Genomic DNA, 20,907 nt, shown 5'->3' with positions numbered 1-20,907 from the left:
ACCCGCCGAGCGCGGGGCGACGCCCAGCGGGCGAACGCCGCTCAGGCGCGCGCGGCGCCCGCCGTCAGTTCCTCGAACCGCCGCAGGCGACCCTTGACCGCCAGGCGCGCCCTGCCCAGGTCCGCGTCGTCGCGCACCGCCACGACGACCACCCGGTCGCTGCCACTTAGCGGGACGAAGAGCAGGGGCCCCGTGTCGAGGTTCACCATCACCTGCTTGGGCCGCGGCCCACCGCCGTCGTCCGGCAGGAGTCCGCCCAGCGCCGTGGCGGCGGCCAGCGCGCTCGTCAACAGGGCGGAGGCGCGTTCCAGGGCGTCATCGTCGTGGGCGCGGCTGGCGAGCAGGTCCCCCGCACCGTCGACCAGGGCGGCCACGGTGGCGCCGCGCACGGCCAGGAGCTCGTCGAGCAGCTCCTGCACCGGGTCCGGTTGCGCCGTCACGCGAAGGCGCCCGCCAGGCGGCCGCACACGTCGGCCGCCTCGCGTCTCACGGAGCCGAGGTCGGCGGACGCGCCCACGATCACGAACAGGAAGAGTTCCGGGTCTATGCGCCGCGCGAGGTAACCCCCGCTGGCGCCGAGCGCGACGAGCTCGTCCACGGCCGCCCCGAGCTGCCGGCTCATCTCGCCGCCCACCAGGGTAAGGACCGTGGTGAGGTCGGCCGCGACGTGCTCGAGCGCCGCCTCGTCGGGCGCGGAACCGAGTTCCGCCGCCTGAGCGTCGCTCGGGTGGCGTTCGACCAGGAGGCCGTCCATGCCGGCCACGGCCACCACCTTGCACCCGGGCAGTTGTGCCCACAGGCTCGCGAGGATGTCCTCGAGGTCGGTCATCGGCGGCACTCTAGCACCCGGGCGCGGTGGGCGGCGTGCGGCGGTTCATACGCCCCGCTTGGTATCCTGGCGCCGATGACACAGCTCCACGTGCGCGCGCCAGAGGGCGCCATCGCCCCCATCGTCCTCCTACCCGGCGATCCAGACCGCGCCACGTTGGTGGCCGACACCTTCCTCGAGGGGGCCGAGCGTTACAACTCCTACCGCCACCTCTACGGCTACACGGGCACCTACCGCGGCACCCGCGTGAGCGTGCAGGCCACCGGCATGGGTTGTCCCAGCCTGGCCATCGTCGTGGAGGAACTCGTGCGCCTCGGCGCGAAGACGCTCGTGCGCATCGGCACGAGCGGGGTGGTCGACGCGGCCATCGAGCCGGGCGACCTGATCGTCGCAAGCGGCAGCGTCGCCAACGACGGCACCACGCGTCAGTACCTCGGCGCAGACCCGTACAGCGCCGTGCCCGACTTCGAGGTGACGGCGGCGCTGGCCGCCGCCGCCAGGCGCCTACGCCCCGCCACGCACGTGGGGCTCATCCAGACTGAGGACGCCTTCTACGCCACCTCGCCCGGCTCCGTGCCCGCCCTCGCCGCCAAGGGCGTGCTGGCGCTCGAGATGGAGGCCTCGGCGCTCTTCCTGCTCGGCAAGCTGCGTGGCGTCAGCACCGGCTGCATGCTGGTGGCCAGCAACCGCATCGGGGACGCCACCTTCGTGGCTCCCGAGGTGTTGGACGCCGCCATCTTGGACATGATCAGGGCGTCGCTCGACGCCACCACCGACCTCGCCGCCGCCAAGGCGCGAGGCGAAGGGAGCCGCGCATGAACGTTGCCGTCATCGGGGCCGGCACCATGGGTTCGGGCATCGCGCAGACGTGCGCGCTGGCCGGCCACGACGTCGTGCTCCTCGACACGAGCCACGAGGCGCTCCAGCGCGCCGACGCCGCCATCAGGAGCAGCCTCGCGCGCATGGTCAAGAAGGAGTCGATAGGCGAGGACGCCGCTGTCGAGACGGTCACGCGCGTCGAGTTCCGGCACGGGATCAGCGGGCTCGAGAGCGCCGGGGTGGTCATCGAGGCGGTGTTCGAGTCGCTCGAGGTCAAGCGCGAGGTGTGGGGCCAGCTCGCGGCCGTCACCTCCGACGGCGCCCTCCTCGCCACCAACACCTCGAGCCTCTCCGTCACGGCCATCGCCGAGTTCAGCGGTCGGCCGGAACGTTTCTGCGGCATGCACTTCTTCAACCCGGTTCCCATGATGGCGCTGGTGGAGGTCGTGCGCGGCCTCAGGTCGCGGGAGGAGACGGTGGAGCAGGCCCGCGCCTTCGCCGAGGGCATAGGCAAGACGCCCATCGTGTGCGAGGACAAGCCCGGCTTCATCGTCAACCGGCTGCTCGTCCCCTACATCAACGACGCCGCCCACGCCCTCGCGGAGGGGGTCGCCAGCGCCGAGGACATCGACAAGGCCATGAAGCTGGGCGCCAACATGCCCATCGGACCGCTCGCGCTCGCCGACCTGGTCGGGCTCGACGTCTGCCTCGCCGCCACGGAATCGCTCCTCAGCGAGTTCGGCGACCCCAAGTTCCGCGTCGCGCCCGTCCTGCGGCAGCTCGTGAGGGCCGGCCGCCTCGGCCGCAAGAGCGGCGAAGGTTTCTACAACTACTGAGCGCGCGCCCCGGCCGCGCCCAGCTGACAGGAGTAGGGAACATGAGTGACGACCGCCACGCAACGCCCGAAGACAACGAGGAGTTCGCGTTCGAGCACATCCGCTACGCGCTCGACGGCGAGGTCGCCGTCGTGACGGTTGACCGCCAGGCCGCCCTGAACGCCCTGAATCAAGAGGTGCTCGTCGAGCTAGGAACGGCCTTCGACCTGGCGGGCTCCGACGGCGCCGTGCGCGCCCTCGTCATCACGGGAGCCGGTCGCGCCTTCGTCGCCGGCGCCGACATCGGCGCGCTGCGCGACCTCGGCGACGCCTTCGCCGGCCGCGACACCTCGCTTAGCGGCCAGGACGTCACCGACTCCCTCGCCGCGCTCCCCTTCCCGACCGTCGCCGCCATCAACGGGTTCGCGCTCGGCGGCGGGCTCGAGCTGGCGCTGGCGGCCGACCTACGGGTGGCGGCGCCAGGCGCGCGCTTGGGGCTGCCCGAGGTCGGGCTCGGCCTCATCCCGGGCTTCGGCGGCACGCAGCGCCTCCCTCGCCTCATCGGCCTCGGCAGGGCGCTCGACCTCATCCTCACGGGTCGCCACGTGTCGGCGGAGGAGGCCCTGCAGCTGGGGCTCGTCAACCGCGTGGCGGACGACGCCCTCGCCGCCGCGCTCGAGCTCGCGCGTCAGGCGGCGAGGAACGCCCCCATCGCCCTGGGGCTCGCCAAGGAGGCCGTCGTGCGCGGCCTGGACGTCACCCTCGAACAGGGTCTCGAGATAGAGGCCGACCTGTTCGGACTCGTCGCCACCACTGCCGACATGCGGGAGGGCACGAGCGCCTTCCTCGAGAAGCGCGCCCCGGACTGGTCCGACAGCTGAGCGCGTCGGCGGCAGCGCGCCGGCCCGCCCCGGCCGCGGCACCCGCGTAGAGTGGGTGCCATGCCGTTCCGCATCAAGGTCTCGCTCGCCATCATCCTGCTGCTCGTGGTGAGCGTCGTGGTGGTGCCGCTCGTGGTGCCCATCTCCCCGCCCCCGGACACCGTCCCGCTCCCCGCCGCCGTGGCGCGCGCCGCCCGGCCGAACGGACGGCTCGTGCGGGCCGAGGGCGTCGACCTCTACACCCTCGACACCCCGTACGCCGGGGCCGGCGAGGCGCCCCTCACGTTCGTGCTACTGCACGGCTACGCCTCGAACGCGTTCTCGTTCGACGCCGTCACCGCCGGACTTGCGCAGCTCGGCGCCGTGATGGCCTTCGACCGACCCGGCTTCGGCCTCGCCGGGAGGCCCCTGCCGGCGGACTTCGCGCCGGGGACCAACCCGTACTCGCAGGACGCGCAGGTCGCCCAGACGGTGGCGCTGCTCGAGCGCCTGCCCCCGGGTCGGGTCGTGGTGGTGGGGGTCAACTCGGGCGGCGTGCTGGCGCTGGAACTGGCGTCGAGGCACCCCGAGCTGGTGTCCGGCCTCGTGCTCGTTGGCACCCCCGCCTACCTCCTCGGCCAGGGGCGGGGCGCGCCCGGCTGGCTGCTCGCCACGCCGCAGATGCGCCGGATCGGCCCCGCGCTCATGCGCCAGGTCGCGGGCCCACCTGGCACGCAGATGTACGAGGGCGCCTGGTTCGACCCGACGGCCATCACGCCCGCGCAGCGCGCCGCGCGCGCCGTCGGCACCACGGTGGACGGCTGGGACGAGGCGCTGTGGCAGGTCTCGCGCGTGGGGGCGCCGGCGAGCCTGGCCGGCAGGGTCGCGGACGTCACGACGCCCACGTTGGTCCTCGCCGGCGCCGCGCCCGGCAGCGTCCCGCTCGCGGAATCGGAGCGGCTGGCCGCGGAGCTCCCGCACGCGACGCTGGTGCAGCTTCAGGAGTGCGGCGACCTGCCGCAGGAGGAGTGCCCGCAGCAGTTCGTCGACGTGACCACCGCGTGGCTGCGCTCCGGCGCGCTACCAGCACGGTAGACTCGCCGGCATGGATCTGCTTAGACGACTGTCGGAGGCGCCGGGGGTCCCCGGGCGCGAGGAACAGGTGCGCGCCATCGTCCGCGCCGAGCTGGCCGGGCTGGTCGACGAGCTGTCGGTCGACGCCATGGGGAACCTGACGGCCGTCAAGCGGAGTGGCAGGGAAGGCGCCCGGAAGGTCATGGTCGCGGCGCACATGGACGAGATCGGTTTCCTCGTGCGCCACGTCGACGACAAGGGGTTCGTCAGGGTCCAGCAGCTCGGCGGCTTCGACCCCCGCAACCTCTTCGCGCGCCAGGTGCACGTGCACGCCTCCATCTCCGGCGAGACGCTACTGGGCGTCATGAACCCGGCGGGCAAGCCGATCCACATCAGCACGCCCGAGGAGCGCACCAAGGTCCCCACCCTCGATCAGTTCTACGTCGACCTCGGCCTGAGCGGCGAGCAGGTCAAGGCCAAGGTGCGCGTGGGCGACATGATCACGCTGCGGCAGCAGTTCGAGGACCTGGGCGACGTGGTCACCGGCAAGGCCCTCGACGACCGCACCGGCTGCTGGATCCTGATCGAGACCATCAAGCGCCTGCAAGGCTCCGACATGAACTCGGACCTCTACGCCGTGTTCACCACGCAGGAGGAGGTGGGCCTCCGCGGCGCCCAGACGGGCGCCTACGCGGTGGAACCCGATTTCGGCATCGCCCTCGACACGACCCTTGCGGTCGACACGCCCGAGATCGGCGAGCACCTGCGCGTCACCCAGCTCGGCGCGGGCACGGCGCTCAAGGTCATGGACTCGAGCATCATCAGCACCCGCTGGCTCCTCGACCACTTCATCGACCTGGCCGAGCGCCACGGCGTCCGCTACCAGCTCGAGGTGCTGCCGCTCGGCGGCAACGACGCGGCCGCACTGCAGCGCGGGCGTGCGGGCGCCCCGGCCTTCACGATCTCGACCCCGTCGCGCTACGTCCACACCGTCACCGAGATGGTCTCCAAGTCCGACCTGGACGGCGCCGTCACGCTGCTGACCGCGTTCGTCCGCGAGGGCGGACCGAACCCGAACGGCGGTCACGACCGACCATGACCGCCCCGTCGCGCGGGCGCCTCGGCGAGGTGACGCGGTGAACATCGGACTCATCTCCGACGTCCACGCGAACGTCATCGCCTTGGAGGCCGTCCTGGCGGCGCTCAAGGACCGGGGGGTCGACATGGTCCTCTGCCTCGGTGACCTGGTGGGGTACGGTCCCGCGCCGAACGAGACCATCGCCCTCATCCGCTCGGAGGGCGTCGCCTGCACGTTGGGCGCGTCGGACGAGCGCCTAGCCTACGACTTCGTGGCCACCGGCAAGCGCCGGCGCGGCGTGGCCGACGAGATCCTCAGCTGGACGAAGGGGGTGCTGGAACCCGACCACCTGGCGTTCCTGCAGAGCCTGCCCGTCCAGAGGCGCGTGAACACCCCGGCCGGTTGGCTCCGCTTCTTCCACGGCACCGTCGACAGCTCGGGCGGCCGCCTCAACCTCAACCAGGACCCGCACTCCCTGACGCGCCTGCTGGAGCAGCACCGCTGCTCCATCCTCGCCTCCGGCGCGACGCACGTCCCGTTCTTCAGGCGCGTCGGCCCGAGCGGGCTGGTCGTCAACCCCGGCTCGGTGGGCCTGTCGCTCAACGGCGAGCCGGGCGCCGACTACGCCCTCCTCACGCTCGACGAGGGCAGCATCGAGATCGAGATGGACAAGGTCGAGTACGACTACGCGGCGGTCGCCTTCGACATCGTGGCCTGGGGCATCTCGCCCATGGTGGCCGAGGCCGTCCAGATGGGCCGCATGCCCGACAAGCTCGCCGTGGGCGACGACGACCACGACTGACGGACGGACGTCAGGCCAGCTCGAGCCCCAAGGCCAGCCCCTCGCCGCCGCCTATGCAGATGCTGGCGACGCCCCGCCTCTTCCCCTTGAGCCGCAAGGCGTTGATGAGCGTGACGAGGATGCGCGCGCCCGATGCCCCGATCGGGTGACCGAGCGCGACCGCGCCGCCATGCACGTTGACCACGTCGGCGCCGAGGCCGAACTCGCGCATGACGGCCATGGGGACCACGCTGAACGCCTCGTTCACCTCGTAGAGGTCGACGCTGGCCGGGCTCCAACCCAGCCGGTCGAACAGGCGCGTCGTGGCCTCGACCGGGGCGACCGTGAACCACTCCGGCGCGAGCGCCGCGCCCGCCCAGCCGTGGATGCGGGCCACCACCGGCATGCCGCGCGCCGCCGCCACCTCCTCGGACGTCACCACGAGCGCGGCGGCGCCATCGTTGAGCGTGCTGGCGTTCGCGGCCGTGACCGTCCCGTCGGCCTCGAAGGCGGGCCTGAGCCGCGGCATCTTGTCGAAGTCGACCTGGTCGGGCCCCTCGTCCTTCTCGACGATCACGCTGCCGCGCCTGCCCCGCACCTCGACCGGCACGATCTCGGCCGCGAAGGTGCCGTCCTCGGCCGCCGCTTGCGCCCGCCGGTACGAGCGCTCGGCGTACTCGTCCTGCGCCTCGCGCCCGAAGGCGTACTTGTTCGCGCACAGCTCGGCGCACGACCCCATGTGCTTGTCGCCGTAGGCGTCCCACAGGCCGTCCTTGATCATCGAGTCGATGAGCTTGGCGTCGCCGAGGCGCAGGCCCGACCGCGCGCCGGGCACCAGGTAGGGCGCGTTGGTCATGGACTCCATGCCGCCCGCCACCACGACCTGAGCGTCACCCGCGAGGATGGCGCGGCCCGCCTGGATGACCGCCTCCAGCCCGGAACCGCACATCTTGTTGAGGGTGACGGCCGGGGTGGACTCGGCGAGGCCGGCCTTGATGACCGCCTGCCGCCCCGGGGCCTGGCCCTGGCCCGCCTGCAGCACGTTGCCGATGAGCGCCAGGTCGACGCCGTCGGGCGCCACGCCCGCTCGCCTCACGGCCTCCGCGACGGCGGCGGCCCCCAGCTCGGCGGCAGTCACGCTGCTGAAGGCGCCCTGGAAGGCGCCGATAGGAGTGCGCACGGCACTCGAGATGACCAACCTCATCTAGTGACCTCCGGCGGCGGGTCCGGTGGCCGTGCCACGCCCGCCCAGCTCGACTCCACGTTACAGGGCGCCGCGCCGCCCTCAGCGCCTGAAGGCGACCTCGGCGGACACTCCGGCCCACTCCACCCCCAGTGGGCGGTAGAGGTCGAACGCCGCCGGCAGCAGCACCACCCCGGCCACGGGCGCCGCCGGACCGACCAGCTCGGGATCGCCCTGCTGGAGCAGCAGGCGGTAGGGGTGGCGCACCTCCAGCTCCCGACCCGACTGCACGAACCTGAGCGTAGCGTCCCACGGCTTCTCGTCGAGCGCCACGACCTGCAGGAGCAGCACGTTGTCTGCGCCCGCTCCCGAGCGCCAGGCGGCGGCGAGGGCGGAGTCCACCTGCGCCGTGAGTTCTGGCAGTGCCAGGGGCAGTAGCGTCAGGTCGAGGAGGCTGAGCTCCACCCCCTCGTCGTAGAGGCGCAACACGGTGACGCCGGGCCCGAGTTCCGTCGCCTCCCACGCGGCGACGTCGGGCGCGACCGCCTCCAGGGGACGACCCGGGAACGGCCCGATGGCGAGAGCCGCGACGCTACCGTCGGCCAACCTCAGGGCGGTCGCCCCGTCGAGCGGTTGCGCTCCGAGGTACTCGAGGGCGTCGAGGGGCGCCCACCAATCCCGCCCGTCGACCACGAGCGGCGCCGAGACCGCGGTCTCCGTCGGGCCGGCGTCGCCCGGCAGCTGCTGCAGGAGGGTGCTCGAGCCGGCGAAGAACGTCACGACGCCATTCGGGCCGCGGTACGTGAGCGTGGTGCCCGCGTCGGTGGCGACGACGCCGGCGGCGCGCGCCAGGTCGAGCAGCTCCACCCAGACGCCGCCCAGGTCGCGAGCGCCACGCACCGTCTTGTGGTTCTGCGCCGCCGCGACCCCAACGGACAGCGCGGCCGCGAGGAGGGCCGGCCAGAGCAGCGCTGCGCGTAGTCGCCGCATCGCGCAGAGCCTAGCATGCCCCCGGCGGTGGCTAGAATGCGGCCAGCGCCCGCCGCCGGCAGAGGGCGGCGCGTCACCGGAGGGAGTCGTCACATCGAGAAGGTGCACGGCCGCACTGGCGGTCTCAAGAGCAACCAGCTGAAGCGCCTGAGCAACCTCTACCGGCGGCGCGTGCCGCCCCAGGCGGCCGCGACCACCGAGCTGGCGCGCGCCATGGCGGACCTGACCACCGAGTTCGGGCGCGGCGTGTGCCTACTTCTCGACCGCCGCGGCCGCGTCGTCACGGTGGCCGTCGGCGACGCCGCCGACACGCCCCTCCCTCCCACCACCGGCGAGGCGCGCTCGCGCCTCAGCGGGCTGCGGCTGGTGCACACCCACCTGAGGCCGACCGGCCTGTCGGGCACCGACCTCACGACCCTGTTCATGAACCGGCTCGACGCCATGGTCGCCATCGAGGTGAGCGCCCCGCACGGCGGCAACCAGGGCGCCGCCGTGGGGCCGGCGCACCTCGCCTTCGTGGCGCCCGGCGCCAGCGACGCCGAGGACTGGTTGGTCGAGGGGCCGATGAGCGTGCGCGAGCTCGAGGACATGGATCTCCTAGAGCGGCTGCGCGCCCTCGAGGAGGAACTCGCCCGCGACGCGAGCGGCCGCGAGGTGCGCCTTAGCAGCACGGAGCGCGCCGTCCTCGTCGGCCTGGTCGGCCGCGAGGGCGCGGTCGAGTCCGACTCGCGCATGGCGGAACTCGCCGAGCTCGTCAGGAGCGCGGGCGCCTACACGGCGGCCTCGACCGTGCAGCACCGCGACCGCCCCGACCCCCGTACGCTCGTGGGCGAGGGGAAGCTGCAGGAGGTGGTCGCGCTGGCGTTCCACGAGGACGCCGACCTCCTCGTGTTCGACCGCGAGCTCTCCCCCGCCCAGGCGCGGGAGATCGAGGCGTTCACGAAGCTGAAGGTGCTCGACCGCACGCAGGTGATCCTCGACATCTTCGCGCAGAACGCGCGCGGACTAGAGGCGCAGGTGCAGGTGGAGTTGGCGCAGCTCCATTACCAGTTGCCCCGCCTCGCCGGCCGCGGGCTGGCGATGAGCCGCCTGGGCGGCGGCATCGGCACGCGCGGACCGGGCGAGACCAAGCTCGAGGTCGACCGCCGCAAGATCCGTGACCGCATCGCGAACCTGGAAGACGCCGTCGACGCCATCAGCCGGCGCCGCAGCGAGACGCGCAAGCAGCGCCGGCGCGGCACGACCCCGACCGTGGCGCTCGTCGGTTACACCAACGCCGGCAAGTCGACCCTGTTCAACGCGCTAGCCAAGGCCGACGTCGTGGCCCGCGACGAGCTCTTCGCGACGCTGCGGCCGACCACGCGCGAAGGGTGGCTGCCCGAGCTTGGCGAGTACGGCGGCAAGGTCGTCTACACGGACACGGTGGGCTTCATCCGCGACCTGCCCGACGAGCTCGTCAACGCGTTCCGCGCCACGCTCGAGGAGCTGCACGACGCGGACCTGCTGCTTCACGTCGTCGACGCCGCCACGCCGGGCGCGCCCGATCGGGTCGCCGCGGTGCAGCGCGTGCTCGCCGACCTCGAGCTGGAGGTGCCGGGGCAGGTGGTGCTCAACAAGCTCGACGCCGCCGACCCGCAGGTGGCCGCCGAGCTCGCGCTGCGCTACGGCGCGCTGGCCGTGTCGGCCGTCACGGGCGAGGGCCTGCCGGCGCTCAAGGCGGACCTCGCCGCCAAGCTGGGCGGCCGGCCGGCGAGCGCCGCCACGGACCTGACGCCGGCGACCTCAACCCGACGGCCCGCGCCGGCGCTGCCCGAATAGCGCCGCCGGTACGAAGAGCGCCGCCTGCGTGAGCACGATGGTGGCGCCGCTCGGCACGTCGAGGTAGAAGGAGAGCGCCAGGCCGACGAGGGTGCTCGCCACCCCGAGCAGCACGCTCAAGCCGGTCATCTGCGCGAGGGTCCGGGCCAGCAGCCGGGCGGCGGCCGCGGGTATGACCAGGTATGCCGCCATGAGGACGATGCCCACCACGCTCGCACTGACCGCGATCACGATCGACGCCAGCAGGAAGAGCCCGAGCTCCAGCGCGTCCGTCGGCACGCCGTCGCTGCGCGCCAGCTCCTCGTCGAAGGTCGCGTAACCCAGCCTGCCCCACGCCGCGAACGAAGCCACGACGCTGATGACGGCCACGACCGCGATGACGACGAGGTCCCCCTGCCGCACTCCCAGGATGGAACCGAACAGCAGGTCCATGACCGACACGCCGAGGTTCACGTCGGGCGGTATGAGCGAGAAGAACGTGACCCCCAGGGCGACGCTCACGGCGAACGCGACCCCGATGGCCGTGTCGGAGCTGAGGCGCGTCCGCTTGCGCAGCGCGGCTATCACTAGCGCCGCCAGGAGGGTGAACGGCAGCGCCACCCACAGCGGGTGCCTCAGTAGCGCGCTGCCGCCCCCGATCAACCCGCTCGTGACGATGACGTACGCGCCGATGCCCATGCCGCCGAAGGCGGCGTGCGCCAGGCCGTCGCCCAGGAACGCCAGGCGCCTCTGCACCACGAACACGCCGAGCAGGCCCGCCATGACGGAGATGGCGAGGCCCGCCAGCACGGCCCGCTGGAAGAACGGCAGGGAGAGCGCATCCAGGATGGTCACGGCGACGCGGCGATCATAGGGCGGCCGCGTGACGGTGACGCTTGTGCCCGAACGCGGCCTGCAGGGTCTCGTCCGTCATGACGGCGGCCGGCGCGCCGAAGCCGCACACCCGCCGGTTCAGGACGAGCACGTGATCGGCGTGGTAGCGCGCGGCCGCGAGGTCGTGCGTGATCATCACCACCGTCGCGCCGCTGCCGGCCTGGTACTCCTCCATGAGGTCGTTGATGTCGCGCTCGGCCAGGAAATCGACGCCGGTGGCGGGCTCGTCCAGCACGACCAGCGCCGGCTCCCTCACGAAGGCGCGCGCCAGGTAGGCGCGCTGGAGCTCGCCGCCGGAGAGGCGCGCCAACGGCCGGTCGGCCAGCTGCGCGGCGCCCACCCGCCTCAGCGCCGCCAGCGCGCGTTCCCGCTCGGCCGGCACGATCCTGCCGGGCCAAGAGCGGCGCAGCCCCGTGGTCACGAGTTCCAGCGCCGTGGCGGGGAACGTGCGGTCGAACGTCTTGAGCTGCGGCACGTAACCGATGCGCGCGGGCGTGGCGCCGGGCCTCTGCCCGAGCACCTCCACGCGGCCGGCAAGGGGCACCGTGAGGCCGAGCATCACCCTCACCAGCGTCGACTTGCCCGCCCCGTTCGGTCCGACGACGGAAAGGGACGCCCCGGCGGGTACCTCGAACGACACGTCGTCGAGGGCAACGAAGTCGTTGAACCGCACCGTGACGCCCTCGAGGCGCAACGAAGCGGCGCCGCCCACGGGGAGCGGCGCCGAGCCCGTCACGACCTTCGGCCTTCTCAGGCCGGCTTGTTCGGGTTGACGAACATGGTGGGGTCGAGCTGGCGGATGGCCTTGGCGCTCAACCAGACGCGCATGGGCCGCCCGTCGACCCACACCGTGCGCTTCTGCAGGTTGGGCTTCAGGGTGCGCTTGTGAACGCCGACCTGCTTGAGGCCGACCCCGCCCTTGCGCTTGGCGGAACCCTTGCGGATGCTGGTGGTGGTGCTACGGGTGCGCTTCCCGGTCACGGCACAGACGCGCGGCATTCTCTCCTCCGTTGCTACGGGGCCGCGTGCTCGTGCCCCGGCTGAATGACTCGTCTTCGGCGGGCGGTGACGCCTCGCCACTGAAGCGCTTGATGTTAGCACAAGGGACCGGAAGGCTGCCACGCCCGTCCCGGTGGCCGCTTGGGGTTACCATCGACGCCATGACCCGCGACGACCTCGCCCGCGCGATCGTCTCCCGCTCGCTCCTCAGCGGCGAGTTCCTGCTGCGTTCGGGCGCCACCAGCAAGGAGTACTTCGACAAGTACATGTTCGAGTCCGACCCGCGCCTGCTGCGCGGGATCGCCGAGGCCATGGCGCCGCTGGTGCCCGCGGGCGTCGACGCCCTGGCGGGCCTCGAGCTGGGCGGCGTGCCGCTGGCGGTGACGTTGTCGCAGGTGACGGGCCTGCCGACCCTGTTCGTCAGGAAGAGGGCGAAGGAGTACGGCACGCGGCGCTTCGCGGAGGGTGGCGAGTTGGCGGGGCGGCGGCTGCTCGTGGTGGAGGACGTGGTCACGTCCGGCGGGCAGGTGGTGCTGTCGACGCGCGACCTGCGGGGCGCCGGCGCCACCGTGACGGACGCGGTGTGCGTGATAGACCGGGAGGCCGGCGGGCCCGGGGCCCTGGCCGCCGAGGGGGTGGCCTTGCGGGCGCTCTTCACGATGTCGGAGCTGAAGGCGGCGTGAGCGTGGCCCGGCCGGGCGCCGACCCCGAGGCGCCTTAGACTGTGGCATGAGCCAAGAGACAGAGAAGCCGGCCGGGGCGCCGCACGACACGCTCTTCGCCAAGATCGTCCGCCGGGAGATCCCGGCCGACATCGTCTACCAGGACGAGCTGGTGACGGCGTTCCGCGACATCCACCCGCAGGCGCCCGTGCACGTCCTCATAGTGACGAACGAGATCATCCCGACGGCCGACGACGTCGAGCCGCGCCACGAGGCCGCGTTGGGCCGCCTGTTCACGGTCGCCCGCCGGGTGGCGGCGCAGGAGGGCCTCGGGAGCGGCTACCGCCTCATCGTGAACTGCAAGGAGCACGCGCACCAGGAGGTGTTCCACCTCCACATGCACCTGCTGGGCGGCCGCCCCCTCGGCCCGCTCCTCGTCCGCCCGGCCTGACGGCGCCTAGCCGCGGTACTCGCCCCACGCCTCCCTGAGCACGCCGCACACCTCGCCGAGCGTGGCGCGGCGCGCGAGGGCGGCCTGCACGACCGGGAACAGCGGCGCGGCACCGTCCGTGCCGCCGCTCTCCGCCGCGCGGCGCAGGTCCCGGAGCGCGCTAGACAGCGCGGCGCCGTCGCGGCCCTCGCGGAAGGCGGCGAGGTCGGCGGCGCGGCTCCTCTCCAGCTCGGGGTCGATGGCCTGGATGGGCACCTCGGCGGCGCTCTCCTCCGCGAAGCGGTTGACGCCGACGACCACGCGCTCGCCCGACTCGATCTCCCGTTGGAAGCGGTAGGCGGACTCCTCGATCTCGCGCTGCACGAAGCCCGCTTCGATGGCTTGCACCGCGCCGCCCAGGTCTTCGACCTGCGCCATGATCCGTAGCGCGTCCGCCTCGAGCTCGTCGCAGAGGTTCTCGAGGTAGTAGCTGCCGGCCAGCGGGTCGATGGCGGCGGGCACTCCCGTCTCGTAGGCGAGGATCTGCTGGGTCCGCAGCGCGAGCTTGGCGCTCGCCGGCGTCGGGAGGCCGAGCGCCTCGTCGAGGGCGTTGGTGTGCAGGCTCTGGGTGCCGCCCAGCACCGCGGCCAGCGCCTGGTAGGCGGTTCGGACCACGTTGTTGTCCGGCTGCTGCGCCGTGAGGGTGCTGCCGCCGGTCTGCGTGTGGAAGCGCAACATCCACGACCTGGGGTCGGCGGCCGCGAACTCGTCGCGCATCATGCGGGCCCACAGGCGCCGCGCCACGCGGAACTTGGCCACCTCCTCGAGGAGGTGGCTATGGCAGGCGAAGAAGAACGAGAGGCGCGGCGCGAAGTCGTCGATCGCGAGCCCGGCGCCCAACGCGGCCGTCACGTAGGCGCGCGCGTTCGCCAGCGTGAACGCCAGCTCCTGCGCGGCGGTCGCGCCGGCCTCGCGGATGTGGTAGCCGGAGATGCTGATGGTGTTGAAGTTCGGGAGCTCGCGCGCGCAGTGGGCGAACAGGTCGGTCACCAGTCGCATGCTGGGGCCGGTCGGGAAGATGTAGGTGCCGCGCGCCACGTACTCCTTGAGGATGTCGTTCTGGACGGTGCCGCCGAGCCGAGCCGCCGGCACGCCCTGCTCCTCGCCGACGAGGACGTAGAGCGCCAGCAGCATCATGGCGGGCGCGTTTATCGTCATGGAGGTGGTTACGCTGCCCAGGGGTATGTCCTGGAACAGCCGACGCATGTCGTCAAGGGTGGCGATGCTGACCCCCACCCGCCCCACCTCGCCCTGCGCCAGCGGGTCGTCGGGGTCGAGGCCCAGCTGGGTGGGGAGGTCGAACGCCACCGACAGGCCGGAGACCCCCTGCCCGAGCAGGTAGCGGTAGCGGGCGTTCGATTCGGCCGCCGACCCGAAGCCGGCGTACTGGCGCATGGTCCAGAGGCGGCCCTCCGAGTACATCTTGGGGTAGACGCCGCGCGTGTAGGGGTACTCGCCCGGCCGCCCCAGGCGTTCAGCCAGGCCGTCCGGCGGCCCGTCGTAGATGGGCTCCATGCGCCAATCATACGGGCGGGTCGCGCCGCCGCGAGCCCACGCCCGGCTGGGGTAGCCTGAGGCATGGCTACCACGAAGATGACGTACCGGCGGGTGGGCAACAGCGGCCTCAAGGTCAGCAGCGTCGCGCTGGGCGGCTGGACCACCTTCGGACAGACGGTCGAGGAGCAGGAGACGGTGCGCCGCATCATCGAGCGCGCGGTGGAGTTGGGCATCAACTACTTCGACGCGGCCGACGTCTACGCCAAGGGCAAGTGCGAGGAGATGATGGGCTCCGCCCTCGCCGAGCTCGGGCCGCGCCACCATCACGTGGTGAGCAGCAAGCTCTACTGGCCGATGTCGGAGAACGTGAACGACCGGGGCCTGAGTCGCAAGCACGTGCTGGAGTCGATCGACCGGTCGCTCGACCGACTCGGCTTCGACTACCTCGACATCTACTTCGCCCACCGCTACGACCTCGACACGCCGCTCGAGGAGACGGTGGAGGCGTTCTCCGACGTGGTGCGCTCCGGCCGCGCCCACTACTGGGGCACGAGCATGTGGAGCGGAGCGCAGATCGCCGAGGCGGTCACCTTCGCCAAGTCGAACGGCCTCGTCGCGCCCATCGCGGAGCAGCCCGAGTACTCGATGTTGCGGAGCACCCGCGTGGAGGGCGAGATCCTGCCCGTCGCCGCGGCCAAGGGGGTCGGCCTTGTCGCTTTCAGCCCGCTGGCGCAAGGGATGCTCACCGGCAAGTACGACGCTGGCGTGCCGGCGGACTCCCGCTTCGCTAACTTCGAGACATTCAAGGAGCGCTTCCTGACCGACGAGAACGCGGCGCGCGTGAGGCGCCTCGCGGAGGTGGCCGACGACCTGGGCGTCACGCGCAGCCAGCTGGCGCTCGCGTGGGTGTTGCGTCAGAGGGAGGTTGCGTCCGTCATCACGGGCGCCACGCGGGTGGCGCAACTCGAGGAGAACGTCGGCGCCGCCGGGCTCGCGCTCGACGACGACGCGCTGGCGCGGATCGAGCGGGCGCTGGCGTAGGGTCGGCCGGCGCCGGAAGGGTCGGTGGGGCTTGAGGCTTTACCGCGCCGAGGAGATGCGCAGGGCGGACGCCCTCGCCGCCGCGCGCGGCGAGGGGTCGTGGCCCCTCATGGCGGCCGCCGGTGCGGCCGTGGCGCGCGAGGTGCTGAGGCGTTACCCGGGGAGCGCGGCGGCGACCGTGCTGTGCGGCAAGGGCAACAACGGCGGCGACGGTTACGTGTGCGCCGCCCGCCTCTTCGAGCGGGGCGTCGCGGTCACCGTCCTGGAGGTGGCTCCCGTGCCCGGCACGGCCGACGCGCGGCGCGCCCGCGCCGAGCTGGTCGCGGCGGGCGTCGCCCCGGGGCCGTTGGAGGGAGCGCGCCCCGCCTCGCTCGGCGCGGCGGACGTGATCGTCGACGCCCTCCTCGGTAGCGGCCTCACGCGGCCCGTCGCCGGACCGCTCGGCGAGCTGCTCGCCGGGTTGCACCTGCACGGCGCGCCCGTGGTGGCCGTCGACGTCCCGAGCGGGGTGGGCACCGACGCCCCGCGCTTCGTCGGACCGCACGTGACGGCGAGCGTGACGGTCGAGCTCGCCGGCAGGAAGCCGGCCGGCGCCTTCCACCCCACCAGGGGCGCGTACGGCGAGCGGGTGTTGGCCGACATCGGGATGCCGGCGGACGTGCTGGCCGCGTGCGGCGAGATCGTCCTGCTGGGCGCCGCCGACGCCGCCGCGTGGCTACCGCGCCGCGCGCCCGACGCCAACAAGTACTCGGTCGGCACGGTGACGGTCGTGGGTGGGTCGGCGGCCTACGCGGGCGCCGCCGAGCTCGCCTGTCGCGGAGGGTGGCGCGCCGGCGCCGGCCTCGTCACCCTGGTGGGTCCGGCGCGCCACCCGGCCGCCTGGCCCGAGACGATCTTCGTGGAACTTGCCCCGCTCGGCGGGACGGCGGCCCTGACGCCGGGCCAGACGGCGACCATGGTCACGGATCTCGCGGCCGCCTGGGTGGCCAAGCGCGCGGCGGCCACCGTGATCGGCCCCGGGCTCGACGAGCGGCTGCTCCCCCTCCTGCCCGAGCTGTTGCGCTTGGCGCCCGGCCCCGTCGTGCTCGACGCCTCCGCCTTGCGTCCGGCCGCCTGGCCCGAGCCGGCGCGCGCGGCGCTGCGTGAGCGCGGCCGGGCCGTGATGACCCCTCACGCGGGCGAGGCGGCCGCGCTGCTCGATCGGCCCGTGAGCGAGGTGGTTGGCGACCCGCTCGCCGCGGCCGGACGCCTGGCGGAGGCGTTCGGGGCGACGGTCGTGCTGAAGGGCCCGACGACCGTGGTGCGCGCTCCCGGCGGCGCGGTGGCGGTCTCGGAGCGGGGCCACCCGGCCATGGCCACCGGCGGCACGGGCGACGTCCTGGCCGGCGTGGTGGGCGCCCTCGTGGCGGCGCCCGGCGGCGACGACGACCCGTTCTCGCGTACGTGCGCGGCCGTGTGGCTGCACGGCGTGGCGGGCGAGCTGGCCGCCGCCACGAGCGGCGCGGGCCTGACCGCCGGCGACCTGGCTGAGGCCCTGCCGCGCGCCGCCGCCCTCGCTGGGGTGGCGGAGACGAACTGATGCGCCGGCGCCCGACCCGGTGGTACGGTGCCGCTCATGTTCCGCGCGCGCGTCCCGGCCAGTAGCGCCAACCTCGGGCCGGGTTTCGACACCCTGGGCCTCGCGCTCGACCTGCACCTGCAGGTCACGGCAGTCCCCGCCGCCGAGGACGCGTTCACCTACGGCGGTCGCGGCCACGTCGCGCCCACGCCCCACAACCTCGTGCACCGCGGCTTCAAGGCCGCCTACGCCCACCTTGGCCTGAAGGCGCCGGGCGTCAGCCTCGACGTCGTCAACCCCATACCCTTGGCGCGCGGCCTCGGCTCGTCGTCGGCCGCACTGGTGGCCGGCGCGGCCCTCGCCGACGCCATGCTCGACGGGCGGTTGGGGCGGCGCGGCGTGTTCGCCGTCACTGCGGCCCTGGAGGGGCACCCCGACAACGTCGGCCCCTGCGTGTACGGCGGCTTCACGGTCGCTGCGCGCGACGCGGCGGGCGAGTTCCAGGGCGCCGCCCTGCCGGTGCCGCCGTCGTGGCGCTTCCTGTTCGGGGTGCCGGCCTTCGAGCTCGCCACGGACGGCGCCCGCGCCGCGCTGCCTGCAACCTATCCGCGTCAGGACGTCGTCCTCACGGCGTCGCGCGCCGCTTTGTGGGTGGCGGCTGTGGCGCTCGACCGCCCGGAGCTCCTCGCCGCGGCCGCGCTCGACGTGATGCACCAGCCGTACAGGGAGCACCTCGTGCCGGGCTTCGGCGCCGCCATGAGCGCCCTGGCCGCGGCGGGGGCGCACGCTGCCTTCCTGTCCGGCGCCGGGCCGACGGTGGGGGCCGTGGCCTCCGCCGCGACCGCGGCGGCTTGCCGCGCCGCCCTCGAGCGCTTCGTCGGGCCGGCCGGCGAGGTGCTCGAGCTCAGGCCGGCGACGGGTTACGCCGTCGAGCGGTGCTAACGTCCGGCGTGATGCCGCGACGGACCCCGCCCGGACCCGCCGACGCCGCCCCCCTGGTGCTGGGCATCGACACGTCGTGCGACGACACGGGCGTCGGCCTGGCGAGGGGCGGGCGGGTGCTGGCCAACGTCGTCAGGTCGCAGACGGCGCTTCACGCCCGCTACGGCGGGGTGATGCCGGAGCTCGCCAGCCGTGAGCACCTAGAGGTCATCGACGAGGTGCTCGAGCAGGCGCTGGGGCAGGCCGGCGTGGCTCTCGCCGAGGTGGACGCGGTGGCGGCCACCCGCGGTCCTGGCCTCGTCGGGGCGCTCCTCGTCGGTCTCAACTACGGCAAGGCCCTAGCCTGGGGCATGGGAGTGCCGTTCGTGCCCGTCCACCATCTCGAGGGCCACCTGGCGGCGGCGGGCGCGGTCGAGCCGCCGTTCGTGGCGCTCCTCGCCTCCGGCGGCCACACGGCCCTGTTCGCGGTCCGCGCCCCCGGCGAGGTCGAGGAGCTGGGCCGCAGCCGCGACGACGCGGCCGGCGAGGCGTTCGACAAGGTCGCGCGGCTCCTGGGCCTGGGCTACCCGGGTGGCGCGCTCCTGGCCGACCTCGCGGCGAGCGGCGACGACCGCGCCGTCACGCTCCCCGTGCCGATGCAGGCCGACACGAGCCTCGACTTCTCCTTCAGCGGCATCAAGACGGCGGTCGCGCTCCTCCTGGAGCGCCACCCCGACGTGGACCGCGCCGACGTCGCGGCGTCGTTCGAGCGGGTGGTCGTCGACTCGCTCGTGCGCGTCACCACGCGCGCCCTCCACCGCACGGGCCTGCGCCGCCTCGTCGTGGCGGGCGGCGTGGCGGCCAACGCGCGCCTGCGGCGCGAGCTCTCGGCCGCGGGCATCGACGCGAGCTTCCCGCCCCCGGCACTGGCCACCGACAACGGGGCGATGATCGCGCTCGCGGCCGCGGCGCGCCTCGCCACCGGCCGCGTGTCGCCGAACCCCCTGGCGGCAGACGCCGAGCCCTACCTGCCCCTGGTGGGCGCCTGAACCCGCCTCAGCGCACGCTGCCCCACAGGCCGGCCAGGTACATCTCCTGCGTGACTATCCCTCTCACCTCGGCGCCCTCGAGCACCACCACCAGCTGCTCGTGCGCCAGCAGTCGCCTCAGGTCGGTGACGGCCATGTCGGCCTCGACCTTGACGAGCTCCTCCCACGAGGTGATGCGGTCGTGGTGCAGGCCCGTGACGCCGACGGGCACGCCGGCGTCCTGCACGATCACGATCCGGTTCGCCATCATCGTCTGCGCCACCTGCGCGGCGTCGACCACGGGCACCTTCGCCGCCGACCGCCCCGTGGTGGGCGGGGCGAGCAGCCCGAAGCTCAAGAGGGTGGGGCTCGGCAGGCGCAGCGCGCTGCGGACGTAGATCAAGGCTCCCGAGTACGCCAGCACGAACAGGGCGCCCTCGAGGATGCCAGGGGCGTTGAAGCCTGCGAAGCCGAGGCGCCCGGCGCGCCCGAGGGCGAGGAACGCCAGGAGGGCGATCAGCAGCGCGAACGCCACGGCGGCCGAGGCTCCGAGCAGCGCGGCGACGCGCAGTTGGTTGGGTCGTCTCACGGGTCCCTCCTGAGGGTCGGGCCGGCGGGGGCCGCCGGCGGGTCGCGCCAATCGGCGGGGGTGGCCGGCGGGCCGCCCCTGCCTGCGAGGGTAGCCGGCGGGGCGTGCTTGTCTGCGAGGTGGCGCGGGTCGTCGACGTCGGCGGCGAGGCAGGCGTCGCGCGTCGGGAGGGCGCGCGCCGCCGCCCCGAGCAGGGCGCTCACGCGCGCCTCGAGCTGCGCGACGCGCGCCCGCCCGAGGAGGAAGCGCGCCAAGGTGCCCGGGCCGACGATGCCGGCGAGCGCGAGCGGGTTCTTGCGGTTCGAGAAGACGCGGTCGATGAGGGGTAGGAGGGCCGGCACCACGCCGCGCGTCACGAGCACGAGGTTGCCGCCCGTGAAGTGACCGTCCTCGAGGCCGGCGTACGTGCGGCGCTGCCCCGGGAACTGCGCCTCCGCGTCCGCGCGCTCGACCACCGGGTAGACGAGCTGCGCCCGTCCACCGTCGGCGCCCTCCATGGCTCGCGCGGCCACCACGAAGCGCTTCACGGCCTCCGGGGTCAACCACGGCACGTCGGCCGTCACGAGCAGCACGTCGTCGGCGGCGGGGACCTGCGCGAGCGCGGCGCCGAGGCCCAACGCGAGCGAGTCGACCAGGCGCGCGCCCGAGGGGACGTTCACGTCGTACAGGCCAGCGAACCGGCCGTGCGTCTCCCCAACCAGCACCGTGCGGTCGACCACGCCCGAACCGCGCAGGGCGGCGAGGACGTACTCGCCGAGGGGCCTCGCGCCGTACGGCACGAGCGCCTTGCTGGGCGCCCCGACGGCGCGCGCCAGGCGGTCGCCGGGGCCGCCGCCGGCGAGCACGACAGCGACGAGTGGGCCCCTGCCTTCCAGCATGGGCGGATTGTAACGCGGCCACTCGCGGAGCCCGTCCGGCGGCCCCGACGCGAGCAGCCCAGCGCGCTGGGCGCCGGGCTGCTCGCGTCGGTTCAGCGGCCTCGGTGGCCCCAAGTGGTCGGGT

23 protein-coding genes are annotated in these 20,907 nt (G+C 73.5%); 13 read left to right on the top strand and 10 right to left on the bottom strand.

The window, feature by feature from the left end; genetic code table 11:
- Window positions 1-41: 41 nt before the first annotated feature.
- Together H3C53_03445 and H3C53_03440 are read right to left on the bottom strand one after the other, a co-directional pair.
- Window positions 42-440 carry a roadblock/LC7 domain-containing protein gene (locus H3C53_03445; protein ID MBW7915730.1) on the bottom strand — a complete coding sequence of 133 codons (399 nt, stop codon included), beginning with the start codon at window positions 438-440 and terminating at the stop codon, window positions 42-44.
- Complete coding sequence (locus tag H3C53_03440) at window positions 437-829, bottom strand: hypothetical protein (GenBank protein ID MBW7915729.1); 393 nt, start codon at window positions 827-829, stop codon at window positions 437-439. The genes H3C53_03445 and H3C53_03440 overlap by 4 nt, the downstream gene beginning before the upstream one ends.
- 75 nt (window positions 830-904) lie before the next feature.
- Between H3C53_03440 and H3C53_03435 the strand changes: the two genes are divergently transcribed.
- The 6 genes from H3C53_03435 to H3C53_03410 are packed head-to-tail and all read left to right on the top strand — an operon-like array spanning window position 905 to window position 6,277.
- A complete protein-coding gene (locus H3C53_03435) occupies window positions 905-1,648 on the top strand; it encodes a purine-nucleoside phosphorylase (GenBank protein ID MBW7915728.1) in 744 nt (247 codons plus the stop codon).
- Window positions 1,645-2,484, top strand: coding sequence for a 3-hydroxybutyryl-CoA dehydrogenase (locus H3C53_03430; GenBank protein MBW7915727.1), 840 nt, complete (start codon window positions 1,645-1,647; stop codon window positions 2,482-2,484). Before H3C53_03435 ends, H3C53_03430 begins: the two co-directional genes overlap by 4 nt.
- Before the next feature lie 41 nt (window positions 2,485-2,525).
- Window positions 2,526-3,344: an enoyl-CoA hydratase/isomerase family protein gene (locus tag H3C53_03425; protein MBW7915726.1), complete on the top strand. Its 819-nt coding sequence runs from the start codon at window positions 2,526-2,528 to the stop codon at window positions 3,342-3,344.
- Between the two features lie 60 nt (window positions 3,345-3,404).
- Window positions 3,405-4,418 carry an alpha/beta hydrolase gene (locus H3C53_03420; GenBank protein MBW7915725.1) on the top strand — a complete coding sequence of 338 codons (1,014 nt, stop codon included), beginning with the start codon at window positions 3,405-3,407 and terminating at the stop codon, window positions 4,416-4,418.
- 10 nt (window positions 4,419-4,428) lie between these two features.
- On the top strand, window positions 4,429-5,496 hold the full coding sequence (locus tag H3C53_03415) for a M42 family metallopeptidase (protein ID MBW7915724.1): 1,068 nt from the start codon (window positions 4,429-4,431) through the stop codon (window positions 5,494-5,496).
- Between the two features lie 37 nt (window positions 5,497-5,533).
- Window positions 5,534-6,277, top strand: a complete 744-nt coding sequence (locus tag H3C53_03410; protein MBW7915723.1) for a metallophosphoesterase family protein — start codon at window positions 5,534-5,536, stop codon at window positions 6,275-6,277.
- Between the two features lie 10 nt (window positions 6,278-6,287).
- Here the strand turns inward: H3C53_03410 and H3C53_03405 are convergent, their stop codons facing one another.
- Together H3C53_03405 and H3C53_03400 are read right to left on the bottom strand one after the other, a co-directional pair.
- On the bottom strand, window positions 6,288-7,460 hold the full coding sequence (locus H3C53_03405) for a thiolase family protein (protein ID MBW7915722.1): 1,173 nt from the start codon (window positions 7,458-7,460) through the stop codon (window positions 6,288-6,290).
- An 81-nt stretch (window positions 7,461-7,541) separates the two neighbouring features.
- Window positions 7,542-8,429: a hypothetical protein gene (locus tag H3C53_03400; GenBank protein MBW7915721.1), complete on the bottom strand. Its 888-nt coding sequence runs from the start codon at window positions 8,427-8,429 to the stop codon at window positions 7,542-7,544.
- 93 nt (window positions 8,430-8,522) lie between these two features.
- Between H3C53_03400 and hflX the strand changes: the two genes are divergently transcribed.
- Entirely contained in the window at window positions 8,523-10,247 is a 1,725-nt protein-coding gene (gene hflX / locus H3C53_03395) for a GTPase HflX (protein ID MBW7915720.1), read from the top strand.
- Here hflX and H3C53_03390 read toward each other — a convergent pair.
- Genes H3C53_03390 through H3C53_03380 form a run of 3 tightly spaced genes read right to left on the bottom strand, consistent with a single transcriptional unit; the run spans window position 10,212 to window position 12,119 of the window.
- Window positions 10,212-11,075: a metal ABC transporter permease gene (locus H3C53_03390; protein ID MBW7915719.1), complete on the bottom strand. Its 864-nt coding sequence runs from the start codon at window positions 11,073-11,075 to the stop codon at window positions 10,212-10,214. The genes hflX and H3C53_03390 overlap by 36 nt on opposite strands.
- A 19-nt stretch (window positions 11,076-11,094) precedes the next feature.
- Window positions 11,095-11,832 carry a metal ABC transporter ATP-binding protein gene (locus H3C53_03385; GenBank protein MBW7915718.1) on the bottom strand — a complete coding sequence of 246 codons (738 nt, stop codon included), beginning with the start codon at window positions 11,830-11,832 and terminating at the stop codon, window positions 11,095-11,097.
- A gap of 38 nt (window positions 11,833-11,870) precedes the next feature.
- Window positions 11,871-12,119 (bottom strand): 50S ribosomal protein L28, encoded by a 249-nt coding sequence (locus H3C53_03380; GenBank protein ID MBW7915717.1) that lies wholly within the window; start codon window positions 12,117-12,119, stop codon window positions 11,871-11,873.
- 161 nt (window positions 12,120-12,280) lie between these two features.
- On the opposite strand from H3C53_03380, the gene pyrE reads away from it, so the two are divergent.
- A complete protein-coding gene (gene pyrE, locus H3C53_03375) occupies window positions 12,281-12,802 on the top strand; it encodes an orotate phosphoribosyltransferase (GenBank protein ID MBW7915716.1) in 522 nt (173 codons plus the stop codon).
- A gap of 46 nt (window positions 12,803-12,848) precedes the next feature.
- Window positions 12,849-13,232, top strand: a complete 384-nt coding sequence (locus H3C53_03370; GenBank protein MBW7915715.1) for an HIT domain-containing protein — start codon at window positions 12,849-12,851, stop codon at window positions 13,230-13,232.
- Window positions 13,233-13,238: 6 nt separating this feature from the next.
- On the opposite strand, the gene H3C53_03365 is transcribed toward H3C53_03370, so the two are convergent.
- Entirely contained in the window at window positions 13,239-14,786 is a 1,548-nt protein-coding gene (locus H3C53_03365; GenBank protein ID MBW7915714.1) for a methylmalonyl-CoA mutase, read from the bottom strand.
- 78 nt (window positions 14,787-14,864) lie between these two features.
- On the opposite strand from H3C53_03365, the gene H3C53_03360 reads away from it, so the two are divergent.
- The 4 genes from H3C53_03360 to tsaD are packed head-to-tail and all read left to right on the top strand — an operon-like array spanning window position 14,865 to window position 19,337.
- A complete protein-coding gene (locus H3C53_03360) occupies window positions 14,865-15,809 on the top strand; it encodes an aldo/keto reductase family protein (GenBank protein MBW7915713.1) in 945 nt (314 codons plus the stop codon).
- Window positions 15,810-15,864: 55 nt separating this feature from the next.
- Window positions 15,865-17,388 carry an NAD(P)H-hydrate dehydratase gene (locus H3C53_03355; protein ID MBW7915712.1) on the top strand — a complete coding sequence of 508 codons (1,524 nt, stop codon included), beginning with the start codon at window positions 15,865-15,867 and terminating at the stop codon, window positions 17,386-17,388.
- A gap of 36 nt (window positions 17,389-17,424) precedes the next feature.
- Window positions 17,425-18,309 (top strand): homoserine kinase, encoded by an 885-nt coding sequence (gene thrB, locus H3C53_03350; GenBank protein MBW7915711.1) that lies wholly within the window; start codon window positions 17,425-17,427, stop codon window positions 18,307-18,309.
- 11 nt (window positions 18,310-18,320) lie between these two features.
- On the top strand, window positions 18,321-19,337 hold the full coding sequence (gene tsaD / locus H3C53_03345) for a tRNA (adenosine(37)-N6)-threonylcarbamoyltransferase complex transferase subunit TsaD (GenBank protein ID MBW7915710.1): 1,017 nt from the start codon (window positions 18,321-18,323) through the stop codon (window positions 19,335-19,337).
- A 7-nt stretch (window positions 19,338-19,344) separates the two neighbouring features.
- Here tsaD and H3C53_03340 read toward each other — a convergent pair whose 3' ends face one another.
- On the bottom strand, window positions 19,345-19,905 hold the full coding sequence (locus H3C53_03340; GenBank protein MBW7915709.1) for a hypothetical protein: 561 nt from the start codon (window positions 19,903-19,905) through the stop codon (window positions 19,345-19,347).
- A complete protein-coding gene (locus tag H3C53_03335) occupies window positions 19,902-20,783 on the bottom strand; it encodes an NTP transferase domain-containing protein (GenBank protein MBW7915708.1) in 882 nt (293 codons plus the stop codon). The genes H3C53_03340 and H3C53_03335 overlap by 4 nt, the downstream gene beginning before the upstream one ends.
- Window positions 20,784-20,907 lie beyond the last annotated feature (124 nt).

This window comes from Trueperaceae bacterium (assembly GCA_019454765.1).
Classification (GTDB): Bacteria; Deinococcota; Deinococci; order Deinococcales; family Trueperaceae; genus JAAYYF01.
The sequence above is the reverse complement of the archived record's forward strand: the minus strand, read 5'-3'. Positions and strand labels throughout refer to the sequence as shown.

Excerpts from the sequence above, each read along its gene's own strand:
- H3C53_03440 (MBW7915729.1), bottom strand. The coding sequence starts at position 829 with ATGACCGACCTCGAGGACATCCTCGCGAGCCTGTGGGCACAACTGCCC.
- H3C53_03435 (MBW7915728.1), top strand. The coding sequence starts at position 905 with ATGACACAGCTCCACGTGCGCGCGCCAGAGGGCGCCATCGCCCCCATC.
- H3C53_03430 (MBW7915727.1), top strand. The coding sequence starts at position 1,645 with ATGAACGTTGCCGTCATCGGGGCCGGCACCATGGGTTCGGGCATCGCG.
- H3C53_03425 (MBW7915726.1), top strand. The coding sequence starts at position 2,526 with ATGAGTGACGACCGCCACGCAACGCCCGAAGACAACGAGGAGTTCGCG.
- H3C53_03420 (MBW7915725.1), top strand. The coding sequence starts at position 3,405 with ATGCCGTTCCGCATCAAGGTCTCGCTCGCCATCATCCTGCTGCTCGTG.
- H3C53_03415 (MBW7915724.1), top strand. The coding sequence starts at position 4,429 with ATGGATCTGCTTAGACGACTGTCGGAGGCGCCGGGGGTCCCCGGGCGC.
- H3C53_03405 (MBW7915722.1), bottom strand. The coding sequence starts at position 7,460 with ATGAGGTTGGTCATCTCGAGTGCCGTGCGCACTCCTATCGGCGCCTTC.
- H3C53_03400 (MBW7915721.1), bottom strand. The coding sequence starts at position 8,429 with ATGCGGCGACTACGCGCAGCGCTGCTCTGGCCGGCCCTCCTCGCGGCC.
- H3C53_03380 (MBW7915717.1), bottom strand. The coding sequence starts at position 12,119 with ATGCCGCGCGTCTGTGCCGTGACCGGGAAGCGCACCCGTAGCACCACC.
- pyrE (MBW7915716.1), top strand. The coding sequence starts at position 12,281 with ATGACCCGCGACGACCTCGCCCGCGCGATCGTCTCCCGCTCGCTCCTC.
- H3C53_03370 (MBW7915715.1), top strand. The coding sequence starts at position 12,849 with ATGAGCCAAGAGACAGAGAAGCCGGCCGGGGCGCCGCACGACACGCTC.
- H3C53_03365 (MBW7915714.1), bottom strand. The coding sequence starts at position 14,786 with ATGGAGCCCATCTACGACGGGCCGCCGGACGGCCTGGCTGAACGCCTG.
- H3C53_03360 (MBW7915713.1), top strand. The coding sequence starts at position 14,865 with ATGACGTACCGGCGGGTGGGCAACAGCGGCCTCAAGGTCAGCAGCGTC.
- H3C53_03355 (MBW7915712.1), top strand. The coding sequence starts at position 15,865 with ATGCGCAGGGCGGACGCCCTCGCCGCCGCGCGCGGCGAGGGGTCGTGG.
- thrB (MBW7915711.1), top strand. The coding sequence starts at position 17,425 with ATGTTCCGCGCGCGCGTCCCGGCCAGTAGCGCCAACCTCGGGCCGGGT.
- tsaD (MBW7915710.1), top strand. The coding sequence starts at position 18,321 with ATGCCGCGACGGACCCCGCCCGGACCCGCCGACGCCGCCCCCCTGGTG.
- H3C53_03335 (MBW7915708.1), bottom strand. The coding sequence starts at position 20,783 with ATGCTGGAAGGCAGGGGCCCACTCGTCGCTGTCGTGCTCGCCGGCGGC.